This is a genomic window from Chitinophaga sp. 01L420, from assembly GCF_056399985.1.
Map to the genome: position 1 here is coordinate 159,895 of NZ_JBFTSK010000006.1, position 15,732 is coordinate 175,626.

General features: G+C 43.9%; 9 protein-coding genes. 2 read left to right on the forward strand and 7 right to left on the reverse strand.

Annotation, left to right across the window (positions count from 1 at the left end):
- Positions 1–25 precede the first annotated feature (25 nt).
- Together AC1DP6_RS08115 and AC1DP6_RS08120 are read right to left on the reverse strand one after the other, a co-directional pair.
- Positions 26–1,936 (reverse strand): RagB/SusD family nutrient uptake outer membrane protein, encoded by a 1,911-nt coding sequence (locus AC1DP6_RS08115; RefSeq protein WP_477054378.1) that lies wholly within the window; start codon positions 1,934–1,936, stop codon positions 26–28.
- An 18-nt stretch (positions 1,937–1,954) separates the two neighbouring features.
- Positions 1,955–5,176 (reverse strand): SusC/RagA family TonB-linked outer membrane protein, encoded by a 3,222-nt coding sequence (locus AC1DP6_RS08120; RefSeq protein ID WP_477054379.1) that lies wholly within the window; start codon positions 5,174–5,176, stop codon positions 1,955–1,957.
- 696 nt (positions 5,177–5,872) lie between these two features.
- On the opposite strand from AC1DP6_RS08120, the gene AC1DP6_RS08125 reads away from it, so the two are divergent.
- Entirely contained in the window at positions 5,873–6,409 is a 537-nt protein-coding gene (locus tag AC1DP6_RS08125) for an RNA polymerase sigma factor (RefSeq protein ID WP_477054380.1), read from the forward strand.
- A 46-nt stretch (positions 6,410–6,455) separates the two neighbouring features.
- Positions 6,456–7,835, forward strand: coding sequence for a S41 family peptidase (locus AC1DP6_RS08130; RefSeq protein ID WP_477054381.1), 1,380 nt, complete (start codon positions 6,456–6,458; stop codon positions 7,833–7,835).
- Between the two features lie 74 nt (positions 7,836–7,909).
- On the opposite strand, the gene AC1DP6_RS08135 is transcribed toward AC1DP6_RS08130, so the two are convergent.
- From AC1DP6_RS08135 to AC1DP6_RS08155, 5 genes are all read right to left on the reverse strand, one after another.
- Positions 7,910–8,614 (reverse strand): hypothetical protein, encoded by a 705-nt coding sequence (locus AC1DP6_RS08135; RefSeq protein ID WP_477054382.1) that lies wholly within the window; start codon positions 8,612–8,614, stop codon positions 7,910–7,912.
- 7 nt (positions 8,615–8,621) lie between these two features.
- Positions 8,622–9,380, reverse strand: coding sequence for a hypothetical protein (locus AC1DP6_RS08140; RefSeq protein WP_477054383.1), 759 nt, complete (start codon positions 9,378–9,380; stop codon positions 8,622–8,624).
- A 68-nt stretch (positions 9,381–9,448) separates the two neighbouring features.
- Positions 9,449–10,864 (reverse strand): hypothetical protein, encoded by a 1,416-nt coding sequence (locus tag AC1DP6_RS08145; protein WP_477054384.1) that lies wholly within the window; start codon positions 10,862–10,864, stop codon positions 9,449–9,451.
- Between the two features lie 75 nt (positions 10,865–10,939).
- Complete coding sequence (locus tag AC1DP6_RS08150) at positions 10,940–12,346, reverse strand: hypothetical protein (protein WP_477054385.1); 1,407 nt, start codon at positions 12,344–12,346, stop codon at positions 10,940–10,942.
- Between the two features lie 121 nt (positions 12,347–12,467).
- On the reverse strand, positions 12,468–15,695 hold the full coding sequence (locus AC1DP6_RS08155) for a TonB-dependent receptor domain-containing protein (protein WP_477054386.1): 3,228 nt from the start codon (positions 15,693–15,695) through the stop codon (positions 12,468–12,470).
- Positions 15,696–15,732: the final 37 nt, after the last annotated feature.

Consider the following 15,732-nt stretch of genomic DNA (forward strand, 5'->3'; position numbering starts at 1 on the left):
TGATTTTATGCTTACCCTCCTGTTATCACCAATAAGGTGTTTGTATCAGGTTAGGATTGGTGAGCAAGTCGTAGTCCTGGATAGGAAACAGGTAATCTCTCAGCCCAAATACCGGCTGGTATACATTGCTCAGCTGATAAAATCCCTGTGTCGTACGCTGTCTGAAATTCCATCCCTGGAAAGGTCCGTTGAGTACTGCCTGCAGTTCTTTCCATCTTCTGAGATCCCATCCTGCCTGTCCTTCAAATGCCAGTTCTATTCTCCTCTCCTGGTGAATAATGGCCCTTAAACCGTCTTTTGAGCCGTATTTAGAAGGATTACGGGAGAAGTTGGACCATGCCTGTACCACTCCGGGTAAACCGGCTCTTTCCCTCACCTTATCGATATAGCTATATACTTCGGCGCCGGGACCCTTGGCTTCATTTAAACACTCTGCATATAACAACCATAAAGCAGGTAAGCGCATAAATGGCCATGAGTAATTTGTTTGTACGGAAGTTTGTCCGAAGGCGGTTTGCCATGGCACCAGTTTCTTGGGCCAGTAGCCGGTAACATTATAACGGGTAGGGGTATACGCAGCAAACCCATTTACGGCGTTTACGTAGTTGGCATTGTTATCGTCTGTGTTGGCAGAGCCGAACCAGACACCACCATCAAAGGCTACATCTGCATAATACCGGGCTTCTCTGTAAAAATTACCTCGGGCAGTGGTGTATCCTTTCCGGATATAATACCGGTGTTCATCATCGCCGGTCTGCAGTTTATAGCGGTTAGCATAATCCCAGGTTCTGTCTTCACTGATAGGTACACCGTTTTGTGTATAAAACAGTTCTGATTCTGCCATCGGAACGGAGAAATTGGAGTACACGGCAAACCCGTTGGAAGCGRCATCCGCTGTTACCCGTGGGGAAGCCATATACTGCCATCCAAACTGTGGATTGAGGGTCCATATCTGTTCGGTGTTCCATGGATCGGTGAGGGCGCCCTGCAATGTAAGCAGCTGTTTGGTGGCGTCTGACATATGTACAATGCCTCCGCTTGCCCGGAACTGGTAGAGCGCAGCTCCTGTTGAAACAGCGGCATCAATGGCTGCTTTGCTGGCAACCGCCGCACGTTGCCATTTGGTAGCATCATATGCAGCAGGGAACAAACTTTCTCCCTCCTTTCCTTTGATAGCGGCATAATCCGGATTGCCGTTAAACAACGGGCTTGCCTGTGTAGCCAGCACTTCTGCTTTTACAGCTTTTGCAATCACAGAAGTAATACGGCCGGCTTCTGCGCCTGCATTTTGTATCACGTCCGGCAAATCGGGCATGGCCTGATCCAACAGGGTTACCACATACCCAAAACAGGAATCCACAGACTGCTGTTTGAGCCGTGCTTCAGCAGAAGGTATATTGATAGGTAATGCCACATCGGCAATGGGAATAGGACCATACATCCTGATCAGCCAGTAATGATAATAGGCTTTCAGAAATTTAGCTTCCGCTACCCATCTTTTGCGTTGATAGTCTGTCAGGTCCAATGGCTGATGTACATTGTCCAGGAATGTATTGCACATGCGGATAGATTGCCACAAGTTCAGGCCCATGTTATATCCATCCCAGTAGTTTAATAACGGGTTGGGGCTATTCTGCAAACCACGCATGACGTTAAAACCATTATCGCCGCCCTCACCCCCTAATGTTTTTTTATCCAGCAGGTCTATAGGAAAAATCACTTCTCCGGAACTGGTAAAACCTGCATTGCGCCTTACATCGGCCAGGTTCTGCATACTGGAGTAACAACCAAACAGATAGGCCTGCGTTTCATTTGCATTGGCAAATGAACTGTTCAGCGTAGCCACATTGTCCGGAGTGATATCTAAGTATTTTTTACAGGATACTGATAAAATGACCGGCAATACTACCAACAATGTTCTTTTAAGAAATCTCATTGTCTATATTTTTTATACTTAGAAATTAATGTTTACACCCAGGTTAAATACTTTCTGAATCGGGTATGCAAAACCATTACCTGCCTGCTCAGGATCCCATAGTTTAAAGCTGCTGAAAGTGAGCAGGTTCAAGCCGCTGAAATACACACGGAAATTGGTCAGGCGCAACGGCGCAATCCATCGCTTCGGCAATGAGTAACCCATTTCCACAGACTTTAATCTCATGAAACTACCATCCCGCATCCACCAGGTACTGGTTTGCTCATTATTGGCAACATGTGAAGTAGAAAGACGAGGCCACAAAGCGTACAGGTTCTGATTTTCTGCTGACCAGTGATTATCGGCGTATGCCTGCAGCAACTGGGCATTGTCTGCAAATGGTGCGGTGGCTTTAGGATCGATGAAAAAAGATTCTCTGGCCAGCCCCTGGAAAAACGCGCTCACATCAAAGCTTTTATAACCGAATGAAAAACCGAAACCGTAAATGATCTGCGGAGTGGTAGGCAGACCGATAGGCACCTGGTCATCCTGGTTAATGATACCATCGCCATTAACATCCCGGTACTTGATATCACCACCTTTGGGGAGTTCACCGAAATTCTGCACCGGTGAATTAGCCGCTTCTTTATCATCTACAAAGAGGCGTTCTGCAACATATCCAAACTGCTGATTAACCGGGTTACCTGCAGCAAAGCGGTAAGCATATTTATACTCCGGCTCTTCCTGCACACGGATCTTATTATCAGTCACTGTGAGGTTCCCCATCACGTTTAACCACATATCTTTTGACAAAGCCTGCTTATAATCCAGGTGCAGATCAAATCCTTTTGAATCTACTTTTCCGAGATTCGCCTGCAGGTTGTTGGAGGCAGAACCTTCAATACCGGCGGTAACAGGAATATAGCCACGCTTGATGAGGATGTTGTAGCGGTTTTCGTGATAAACTTCTGCCGTTACATTCAGTTTATCGGCAATCGTCATTTCCACGGCCAGGTTGCTCTTTTTAGAAGTTTCCCAGGTAACATCCGGATTGGGATACGCCTGTATGGTAGTGCCTTTGAGTCCAAAGCTGTTATTAGTTCCAAAGTAAGCACCCGGGCCATCCTTGTCATCCGGCGTTACATTGGAGAGGTAGAAGAAACGTTGACTACCAATATTATCATTACCCACCAAACCATAACTACCTCTGAACTTCAGACGGGAAATAATGTGTGCAATACCTCCTTCCCAGAATGATTCGTTAGATACCACCCAGGCCGCACCAATGGTGGGAAAGAAACCCCAGCGATGTTGCGGTGCAAATCTTTCTGAACCGTTGTAGCCAAAGTTGAATTCGAGAAAATATTTTCTGTCAAATGAGTAGGTAGCCCTTCCGGAAAAACCGAGGTTTCTGTAAGGCAATGATCCCAACAGGCTGCCGGCATTGCCATAAAGGGTTTGTTGCCGGGTACCTATCAATGTACTACTCACATTACTTTTCCCGAAATCACGGTCATAATTCAGTGCGCCCTGTAAGTAGATATAGCTGTAAATATTTTTGGCATTTTCCTTATAGTCCAGGAATTCCCGCGCCTGTCCGGGAGAGCTGTTCAGCCAGTTCAGTACATACGTATTGTTGTCCTGATCATAGTTGCCCAAACCATAAAAGAAAGGAGCATAAGAACGACTCAGATCAAAATAGGAATAACGGTTAGTACTGAAAATGCCTTTGAAGGTGAGCCCTTCTGTAATGAAACTAAAATCCTGGTTCAGCTCAAACTGCGCCGACATCCTGGATTCGGAAAAGTTTTTATATCCATACATCAGGTTCGCGTAGGGATTATTTAACAAGCTACCATCCGAGCCAAAAGCGCTGCCAAACAAAATATGTTTGGTATTGGCGTTGGCCGCATCCGGTTCATAAAATGCAGGGAAGGCCACCGGGCTGGTATGGAGTACTTTGGAATATAAATCCGTGGCGATACCGGAAGCATCGCTGGTGATGGGCCCCGTATAGTCGTTGAAGTTACCCCACAGCCGTACTACCGCTTCCGTTGTTTTAGTAATTTTCACGTTCACGTTGGAGCGAAGCTGGTAGTTTTCAAACTTCATCCCGGAGTTAAAATTATTCACCGGGTTTACCTGTAGAATACCGTTGTCACGGGAGTAAGAGCCGGCGATGTAATATTTAGTCACATCTGAACCACCCTGCACGCTGAAGTTAGCGCGCTTGGTAGTCGTTTGCTCTTTGAACAATGTTTTCATCCAGTCAACTGCCGGGTAAACGAATGGATTACTGCCTGGTGCTTTATTGATCGTTGCCTGGGTAGCCAGTATGGTATTAGGTGTATAAAGTGGTTTATTCAGGGGATTCCGCGTGGTAATAGCTTCGTTGTATTGATTCATGAAAGTAATAGGATCCGCCAGCTTCAGGTTTTGCGTAGGTGTTGAAATAGCATCTTCCAACCGCACGGCTACTCTGGCTTTACCCGGCTTACCTTCTTTGGTAGTAACGAGTATCACGCCGTTGGCGCCCCTGGCACCGTATAGGGCAGCTGCGCTGGCATCTTTCAGGATAGAAAAACTGGCGATATCATCAACCTGCAAACGGGCAAGGTCGCTGGCGCCTAACTCCACATTATCTACCAGGATCAGCGGACTGGCACTATATCCCAGGGTAGTTACCCCGCGAATAAAGAACTGGGAGTTATCTGCTCCCGGCTGGCCACCACGCTGAAACGCAATCACACCGGCCATTTGACCAGCCAACGCATTCGTTAGGTTACTGGTTGGAATTTTCAGGTCGCCGGGATTGATGCTCGTCACTGAGCCTACCACCGCCTCTTTTCTTTGTTTACGACCAAATGCAGTGACCACTACTTCATCTACAGAAGCCACTACACTTTTTAACCGGACCTGGTAATCCTTTTGCGTAGCATTCACCACAAAACGGTGTTCAACAAAGCCAACAAATGTTACCTGGATGGTAGATCCCACTGCAACGTCCAGTATGAATCTCCCATTCCGGTCGGTGGCCGTTCCACTGGAACTCTTTCCGTTTACAGAGATGGTGGCCCCTTCCAGCGACCTGCCGGTGGTGTCAGTCACCGATCCGGTTATAGTCACCTTTGCCGGAGTTTGAGCATAAACGCCGCCTGCCAGCATTAATAGCAGGAGCAACAGGTAGAGAGGAGGAGCTGATAATACCACCGGCAACCCGGCAGTAAATCGCTTTTTGTAGCAAGTAAATTTCCTGAACATATTAAGATCAATTATTGGAAGAATAAACAAATCATAACGTGCATTAAAGCATAGCGATGCTTACCGATTATCCGGCCGGACAAACGGGCATCATAAGTGTTCGTGGCAATTATTAAAAAAGGAGAAAAAGTTTTATTTCATAACGTTTACGTCATTCATTCCATGCATAACCGGGAATCTGCTAGTCTATCGGCATTTATTTGATTGATGTTTTTCTTTGACGCGAATCTCTTATATGATCATTATTTGGCTGAAGCATTCCATTCATCTACGGGAATCTCTTTTATCATCTTCATTTTGGCTGATTCATTCCAGTTACGTCGGAACCTGTAATGCTATCGATATTTGATATATAGCTATTTTGTGTGAAATCGACACTATCCTATACTATACTATCCTATAGCAAATATATATTTTTTTTATGCCTGCCAAAAGAAATGAGGAATTATTTTTTTACAATGTTGCAAAAAAAGCAGCCAAGGGTTAAATAGCAATCAGATTGGGAGAAAAGAGCATTAGCGGAAGGATAATAAAGAGCTGTTTTTTTCAAAACAAACCCCCAGGATATACTTTTTAATTTATATTCAAATCACCGGCACTTTCTCCCGAAATTTTTGTGCACAAAAAACCCTCCTTAACATTGGTGTAACATAGCCGGCTTATATTTATATCCGGATCATGTTACAACCTCGAACTATGTCTGACAGCCCTCCGAAGGAACTTTTTGAAAAAATATTTGAGGAGAACAATGCAAAAGTGTACCGGTTTGCATTCAAGTTAACCAGCGATGCTTCCAGAGCTCAGGAAATCACACAGTTATGTTTTGTTCGTTTATGGGAAAACATAGATCAGGTGAAAAAAGGGCAGGATGTTTTCCCATTGTTGTTTGTGTACGTAAGACATTTAGTGATAGATGAAAGCCGCAAATTGTACCGCGAAAAGAAAGCACTTTCCCTGGCCGCCCGGGAACAGAAAGATATTTCTGACAGCGGTGAAAAAGTATTTCTTCAAAAAGAATTCAGTTCCCAACTGCATAAGCTGGTAGAAAGAATGCCGGAACAACGCCGCAATGTATATACCCTGAGCCGTGACTATGGCTTTAGCCATAAGCAAATAGGCCAGCACCTGTCTATTTCTCCCGCTACTGTTAAAAATCACCTCACTGCTGCTTTACAATATATCCGGAAAGAGCTGACCARCCATTTTTTAGTAGATATGGAAAGAAGAAAATAATTATCTCCCGGCCTCTCACCGTACTGAAATCAACAAAAAAATCTTTATGCGATATATAGTTTCTTTGTTCTCCCTTTGCGTGCTGATGGGGTTGGCAGCCTGCCGCAAAAAAGATGATACGCCCGTTATTCCTACCGGCCCTGTTACCCAGCAGGAAATTAACCAATGGATACTCGATAGCATGCATCTATTCTATCTCTGGAATGATCACCTCCCGGGACAGGCAAATAATTCCGTGGAAACCCAGGCATTTTTTAACAGCATCAAAAGCGGAGAAGATAGATTCTCTGTTATCTATAACCCAAAAGATCCGGCTACCATCAAAAGCGATATGCTGTATAAATACGGTATCGACTTTAGCATCATTGACTGGCCATCCGCTGCCGGTGGGGTAATTGGTGTGGTAAAGCTGGTGGTACCAGGTTCATATGCTGCAGCAGACGGATTAAAAAGAGGCGATTATTTTACCCGCATCAATGAAACGGTATTAACCACCACGAACAGCACCACACTCCCGGAACAATTGGGCGCGGCAGCGGAAGGAGGCACCCTCACGCCTGCGATTATAAAAGATAATGTAATTACAGAAAGTCCGCTTGTTCAGCTGCGCCCCGGTAAAACAACGGAAAACCCGGTGTATAAAGCCATCGTTATCAACAGTGGCTCAAAAAAAGTGGGCTATCTTTTTTATAATGCTTTTACTGACGGCTACAATAACTATCTGCTGGCCGCTTTCCAGGATTTCAGAAACAAAGCGATTAATGACCTGGTGATTGACCTGCGCTATAATGTGGGTGGCAGTCTCGCTGCCGCCGCTATGATGGCCTCCATGATAGCTCCCGACCTCACAGAAAAAAGCATTTTTGTAAAATACAGTGGCAATGGTAATATGGGCACCCGCACCCTGGATTTTGCGACCACGATGTCTGTTCCTGAAACCGGCGGTCCCATTCTTTTCAGCAGTTTGTCCACCGGACAGCTGAAACTCCCCCGCGTATTTATTCTCAGTGGCCGGCAAACAGTATCTGCAGCGGAACTGCTTATTAATAACCTGAAGCCCTATACACAGGTAATACAGATTGGTCAAACCACAGTAGGTAAAGATAAAGGTGCGGTGATTGTATATGATATGCGTACACCACAACGTATTCCCTGGATCATGCATCCCCTCACCTACCGGCTCAGTAATGCCAGTGGAGCGGGAAATTATACCACAGGCATCTCCCCTCAATATCCGATCGATGAAATGAGCCGGCAGCCATTGCTGCCATTAGGTAATACCGATGATCCTTTGCTGGCAAAAGCCCTGGCCATCATCAACGGCAACGTGAGAGCGACTCCTGAAAATAATATACCTGCACGAAAGCATATGTATGATGCCCGGGAAAGAGCGGCGATGAGCAGTGTGCTCATCTTTCCAAGATAAAAGAAAGGGAAAGGGTTAACAACAATGGTATATGTAGAAATTCAAACAGGGTTTTCCTCATTACTTCAAGTGGCTTAATGTAGTCTGTTGGCTTTCAGCGCAGACTTCTTCATGGGTAATGGGTGTAAAGTGATATCCTCAACAGCAGTCCGGCTTCCGGTTCCCAGCAGTAATAATCCCCCCAGGAATCCTGTACCTGCAATACGGTAGTAGTTAATATGCAGATGTTGTATAACGCCTGAACTATCATCCGGTACTTTTCCACCATAACTCAGGTGATTGAGTGATGGTCCATCCGGATTATCCAGTAAACTATTTCTTTTTTCAACAGCAGCTTTCCCCAATACGATGATGCCGGAAGCGCCGTTATTATTGGTTGCTGCCACATTTATCTGTATTGGTAATGCGTCCGTTCCCACCGCAATAAGATGTGCACCGCGGGTAATAATCAAGCCTCCACTGTGGCTGCCATCTTTCTTATTAACTGCCGAAGGCAGTACGTTTATAGTAGCACCTGCTTCCAGACGCAGTGTGGCCTCATTGGTTACATACACCCAACCATCAATATACCAGGGATGATTAGCTGTCAGTAAGGTATGGGAGGCGATCACATGCCGGATAGTATCAGAAACAGGGATCATTTCCATTTTAATGTCCGGTGAAGCCGCAAGCGTTACTTCATCGTTTTTTTTGCAGCCTGCCGCTATAACGGATAAGCTGCTGATCCCATACAAGACGTATGGAAACAGGCGGGTTATATGTTTTTTGGCAGGGCGCATGGGGTTATCAGAGATCTATTTCATTAGGAGATATAACACCGTTACTATCATCACTAATAACAGTTATCTTGGATTTCCCGGCAACCTGATCACTGGTGAATGCAAAAAATTCAGATCCATCGGGCTGTGTTACGAGTGCACCTGTTTCGGGATCGATCAGTTTGGCCGCGTAATAATATACCAGTCCATCTGTTGTTACTGCCTTAAATCTCAATACCGGGGATAATTTTTTCCGTTCCCAACCTTTCACTACCACATCGGATGGTACTAACTCACCGGATACAGGATCTGCATAGATAAATATAAGGTCATATTTTTCCTTTGGATAAAAAGTAGGATTCAAATTATTAAACAACCGTACATCCAGCGAGTCCGGCGGCACCGTAGAGCTGCTGCCTTCAGCGATAAATCCTTTCAGTCCGAATTCTGTACTATATGCAAACTTGAATTGTTGCATACCATTTGGCAAAATAGTAATAAGTGTATCCGCCAGCAACGTTTTGCTTGCAGCATCATATGCAGCTAACTTCCCTTGTTTGCCAGCCGGAACAACATAGGAACTACCACCGATTACTTTGATAGTATCCAATGGTTGACCATCGAAATACATCATTACGGTGGGTGTATTGGGAAGATTGAGTAAGGTTACATTCACTTTACCGAAGTAGCGTGCTTCCGGCAAATCCCCCTTCCGGCAGGAAGCAATCATTACTACAAAAAGAAAAAGTGAAAGGCCTTTGATAACAAAAAATGACTTATTATTCACGTGTACGCTGTTTATAAAAATTAAATAGATATAATAAAAAAAGACGTTGTATTTATGGCCGGCAAACATTACAACACCGTCCAGCCATCAGCCCATGTAGTATTGCCGGCAGGGAAAGCGCCTGCAATCAGCGCAGGAGATAACTGAAGCGGAATATAATTAACAATAGCACGGGTTACATTGAAAGGAAACCTCAGTTTCACATCGAGATTAGGATTCGCATTAACATATGCTTTGTTGGTAGTCCCCAATGGAACAATCCCTGTGAACCCTGAAAAATTAACTTCTTTATCATAGGCATATATATATCCATGTACATAGTTGGTATTCAATATAGAAATACCTTCCAGGTACCTGGTATAAGTATTATTAGGTGGTTCAACGACAGGCAATGCTATATCCTGGGAAATACCATAATTAAATCCGATGAAAACAGAACGATTGATCGTAAACTGTGTATTCCTTCTCAGATGCGCCGCACGCCCATATTTACCCGAACCTGAAGGCAGGCCATTGGTAATAGAAGCAGCTGTGGCATTCGGTACACCAACAATAGTCATGTAATTATAAACAGGATGTGTAATGGGCGCGGTTGGTGCGCCGTTGAAACTGTTCTCACTTTCAAAACCATTGGATTGGTTTTTGCTTGCACGGGTAGGATCAGCAATACCAAATCCAAAAGAGATGGTACCAGTATAACCCAAATTAGTATAAAACATATCATCCAAAGCATCAATAGCCAGCAGATGAGAGGCATTCACCGTACCGCCTGTGAAAGAGAAAGCATCCGCTTTTGATTTATATACTTCGATGTAATCCAACGTAGTGCCATTCCCCACACCATAAAGGGAAAGGCCGTTCAATTCATTATCCACAGTAAGTTCAAAGCCGGCATATTCAATTCTTACATATTTCAGTATTCCTGAATTATCGTTGAAATTGAAGTTTCCAGGGCCTCCATAAGTGATATCCACTGGAGCGGAACTAGGTAAAACACCTTCAATGGATAAGGAGGCACCATAGTTAGTAGGAGCCTTGCCTATTAATACCACCCCTCCCCAGTCCCCTGAAGCAGGTACAGGTTCATTGGACGTAAAAATAATAGGATTGGTAACATTCCCAATAGCATTCAGCCTGGAGCCACGGGTAACAATCAGGGCACCGCCTGCTGTTTCTACTCCTCCGGCACGAATTCCTTTTACACCTTTGATCAATGTACCAGCTTCAATAGTTACAGTGGCATTGTTTGCCACGTAAACCAATCCATCCAGTTTATAGATCTTACAACTCTTTAAGGTCAGGTTGGTACTTATTACACCAGAAAGAGTGGTATCTCCACAGGTACCGGCAGCGCCGGATGGGCCACCTGCGACTACTGAACGATCAACATTGATCCTGGTCTTATCCTCCTTCTTACAGGAAACACTCCATATCATTCCTGCTACAACAATAGGTAAGAAGTAAGTAAAGGATTTCTTGTACATTGGTTACCACTTTAAATTAAAAAACGATAATAACGTATAGGGGAAATCCCCCTATACGTTACCAGGTAATAAATATTACAGTACTGTCCAGGTATTAGCCCAGGTAGTGTTTCCTGTGGGGAAAGCACCGGCAGCTTTGGCAGGAGACAAAGCTGTTGGAATAAAGTTGCTGATAGCACGGGTTGCACTGAATGGAGCAGCCAGTTTGATATCCAGGTTAGGATTAGCGTTAACATATCCTTTGTTGGTAGTACCAAGTGGAGTGATAGCAGTAAATCCGGAGTTATTAACTTCTCTATCGAATGCAAACACGTAAGCATGTACGTAGTTAGTGTTCAGTGTAGAAATACCAGCCAGGTATTTAGACAAAGTATTTGGCGGAGTATTCGGTGGAGCAGGCAATGCAGTATCCAGAGAAATGCCGTAGTTGAAACCTAAGAAGATAGAGCTGTTGATAGCAAATTCAGCATTTCTTCTCAGGTGAGCAGCACGACCATATTTACCAGTACCTGAAGGCAAACCATTAGTAATGGAAGCAGCAGTCGCAGTAGCCTGACCAATGATAGTAATGTTATTGTAAGTAGGATGTGTGTTTGGAGTTACAGCAGCACCAGTAGCGTTGTTGTCACTTTCAAAACCATTAGACTGGCTCTTATCAGCACGGTTGGGATCAGAAACACCCAGTGCATAAGAGATAGTACCAGAATAACCATTATCAGTATCAAACATATCATCCAGTGCGTCGATCGCTACCAGGTGAGAAGCATTTACTGTACCACCAAAGAATTCAAATGCATCATCTTTTGATTTGTACACTTCTACGAAATCAATCAAAGTACCGCTACCAACACCTGCAAGGGTAAGACCATTCAGTTCATTGTCTGTAGACAGTTCAAAACCAGCATACTCAATTCTCACATATTTCAGTGAACCAGAGTTGTCACCTGGAATGTTATTGGTGGGTCCACCATAAGTTGCGTCAGCAGGAGGAGTACCAGTGATACCTTCAACAGTTACTGCTGCTGCATGGTTGGTTGGTGCTTTACCTAACAATACCACGCCACCCCAGTCACCAGAAGCTGGTGTTGCTTCATTGGAGGTAAAGATAATAGGATCAGTAGCTGTACCAACAGCGTTCAGTTTTGAACCGCGTGTAACTATCAAACCACCACCGGCAGTACCTGTAGCACCTTTAATACCTTTGATCACTGTACCCGCTTCAACGGTTACAGTTGCATTGTTGGACACATAAACCAGACCATCGAGTTTGTAAATTTTACAGCTTTTCAGCGTAATGTTGCTGGTAATTACACCAGTAATAGTACTGTCGCCGCAAGTACCAGATGCACCTGAAGGGCCACCAGCTAATACTGTACGATCATTTTGTACACCGTTGTTTTCTTTTTTGCAGGAAGTGCCTAACATCATACCCAGCAATGCTGCTGCAGATACGAGGGTTACCGCTAAGGGCTTCTTGTTCATGGGATTTTACTTTTTAAAGTTTAAACAAATCACTAGTTAATAATGGATAGATACCTGATCAGATATATTTTTCGATTACGCGTAAAAAATTCTTTTGCGCACATTACCCGTCATCACTTTATTAAAACTGATAACTGACAGTAGCGCTATAAGTACGACCGGGACTTAATTTGTAGTTCAACAAATCTCCTGACTGATAATTCAATTGAGACATAGTAGGTGCTTTACCGCTTTGTAAAGCCCTGCTTTCTTCCGCTGAAAATGCGTTACGATAGATGACAGAAAAGCTATTCAATAAATTGCTGACATTTAATTTCACGCCTGCCTTATCTTTTAACAATTTTACCCCTACCTGCATATCCAATGACTCCAGCGGTTTTTCCATTAAAGCATTATAGTAAACGAGGTTGGGGATAAAAACACGATTGGTAACACGGTTATAAGCAAGACTTACTGAAAACGGTTTGCTGTCATAATACACTCCTGCATTGAGCATGACATTGCTGGCGCCCATTTGTGGACGTTTCTCTTCCTCTCCCACTGTTTCTTTCACGGATACTTTTAATGGGTTAGCCGGATCAAAGAGGCCGATGTTGCTGTTCATTTTTTTCACCCTGGCATCCAGGTAAGTGAAGTTTCCATACAACGTAATGTTACGCAATACCGGTACTTTTGTAAAAGCCAGCGATTTTCTCATTTCCACTTCAACACCATAATTCCTCGCCGACTTACTATTCTTCAACTCAAAACTGTTGTTTAAATCCATCTGGTATATCTCCATAGGATAAGAAAGATCTTTGTAGAACAACGATGCAGATATGATTTCACCAGGACCAGGATACCATTCATAACGCAGGTCAATATGTTTGATAGTAGTAGATCTTACAATTTGTGCGAAATACTCTCCACCTAGTTCAAAGTCATACTCCCGGAATACGGATAACTCCCGCAAATCAGGCCGTATGATACTTTCAGAGTAAGCCAACCGAAGATTCATTGCAGGCGTCAGTGAATAGGTTAGATTCGCTGAAGGGAAAAATCGCCAGTTAGGCTCTCTGTTTAACAGTGCAGAATAGTCATATTCTTTTCCAGGCTCCTGTTTGAAACTAGCGAATATAGAATCGAGGTTATCATTTACTTTATTCAAGTTGTAATACTCCGCCCTTACGCCCCAAACCAATCTGAATTTATTGCCAATCCTGTTATCCATCATAGCGAATAAGGCATGCAAAGAAGCTGATCTCCGTTTAAAGTTATCGCCGAAGCCACTCATTGCTACCGTTGTATTGTGCTCTGATGTAAACGCGCCGGCAAGTGGAAAATAATTTCCGTCCTTGTTCTCAAACTTTGAATTGGTATTCACCACAAAAAATAACCGGTCTTTGTTCCAGCCTGCATAACCACCCTTAAATGTATTATCCAGCCCTACATTACCTGCACTGAATTTAAAAGGTACTGACACAGCCACATCCCAGTTGAAATTATTCTCCAATGCACGGCTCCACCAGCGCAAAGCACCTTCAGCAGCACTGCTTCCCGCGCTGGAAATATTATATTCGTTCAAGCCTGCGCCTTCTGGTTGCTTATAGTCAGCAAACATCTGGTGATTATCGGGCTTTTGCCTGTCGAGTTTCAGGTAACTACCTGACCATTTTAACTTCACCCCGCTACGTCCCAGCGAATGTTCCCCTTTCAGCTGATTTTGCCACAATGTTGTTTGCATAGCAAGATCAAACAAGGCCAGTGTATTATCAGAGCCAAACTTTCCGTTCTGGCCTTTTCCGAAAATCAGCTGCTGATCCAATGTACGCAGATACATAGATTGAAAGCCAATACGATTCCTTTCATTTCTATAACCTACACCAAGCAGGCCGCCAATATTGGTAGCAAATCCATAGCGCTGCCCCTTAAATTGCTGAGGATCGGCATCATTAGGCGATTCCTTAAATCCATCGCGGCCCAGTATCGCATCCTGCGTTGCCAATGTATTCCTGTAACTCGCAGAGGCCACTACTCCCCATTGCTGGCCATTACCTGCTCTAAACACATGGCCAAACGATGCCTGGTAATTAGGAGAAACTGGTGCTTTGAATTTAGTAACACCCCAGTTATTACTGAATGATGATCCTTCCTTACCCACCAGTTCGTATTTTTTAACTACATCATCCCTGTCTTTCCAATCCAGAGACCCCATCAAATTCCGATGGTCACTCACACTACCACGATATTCATTCCCACTCAGGGGCAAAGACAAAAAGTCCTTTCCTACTGTTTTATCATTATAGCTGGCGCCTACGGCTACATTCAGAAAATTGTTAGTTGGAATATCCAGCGTATTCACTTCTACCAGACCTCCTCCAAACTCCGCACTACGGTCCGGTGTGATTGTTTTCACCACCGTGATGTTCTCTACGATATTGGAAGGAATAATATCAAAGCTGAAATTCTTCCTGTTCAACTCTGTACTGGGCATTACCTGGCCATTCAGCACCGCCTGGTTATAACGTTCGCTAAGACCACGTACTACCACATACTTGTTATCAATAGTAGAAAGTCCACTCACCCGCTTTAATACTTCTCCAATATTCTTATCCGGTGTACGTGCAATCTGCTCGGCACTGATACCATCGGTAATGGCTGCATTGTTCTTTTGTATGGCGTACAATCCTTCTATAGATGCTTTACGATAGTTGCCGGTTACGGTTACTTCTTTCAGCCTGGAACTGTTGCTTTTCAATACTATATTCAGTGGTGTTGCACCATTATCTTTTACCGCAATTTCTGTTATTTTACGTGTTTCAAAAGAAACATAACTGAACGTAAGACTATAAACTCCTGCTGGCAAGGCTATATCATAAGTACCATCTACATTGGTCACAGCGCCTTGTCCCCCAAGAACCGCCACTGTTACACCTGGTAATGGTTCATTCTTATTGTCTACCACTTTCCCGGTGATGCGCCCGCCACTTCTGCCGGCAGCTTTTGGGCTGCTTCCTTTACGTAAGGTAATCGCATTGTCTTTCGTCAGCTCAATATCAATTGGTGCATTATTATCTATATAATTTAATACTTCACCCAATGGGGTTCCGGAAAATCTAATATCATTCAATTCGCACTGCTGCAGGTATTCCGGGTCATAGATGAATGTATAATGGGTTTGTTGTTGTAACGACTTCACTACTTTCTCCGCATTCGTTCTGCTTAACTGTAACTGTACTTTATCGGTAAGAGATTTATAAGACTGCGCCATGGCGATCAATGGCGACAAGCTTGTGAATAAAACTAACAGAAAGGTCACATGACAAGACACACTTCTTCCTGTACAAAATCCATTTGTAGATTTTTGCATAAGGCTGTACTTTATTTTTATGTTGATTTAAATGATA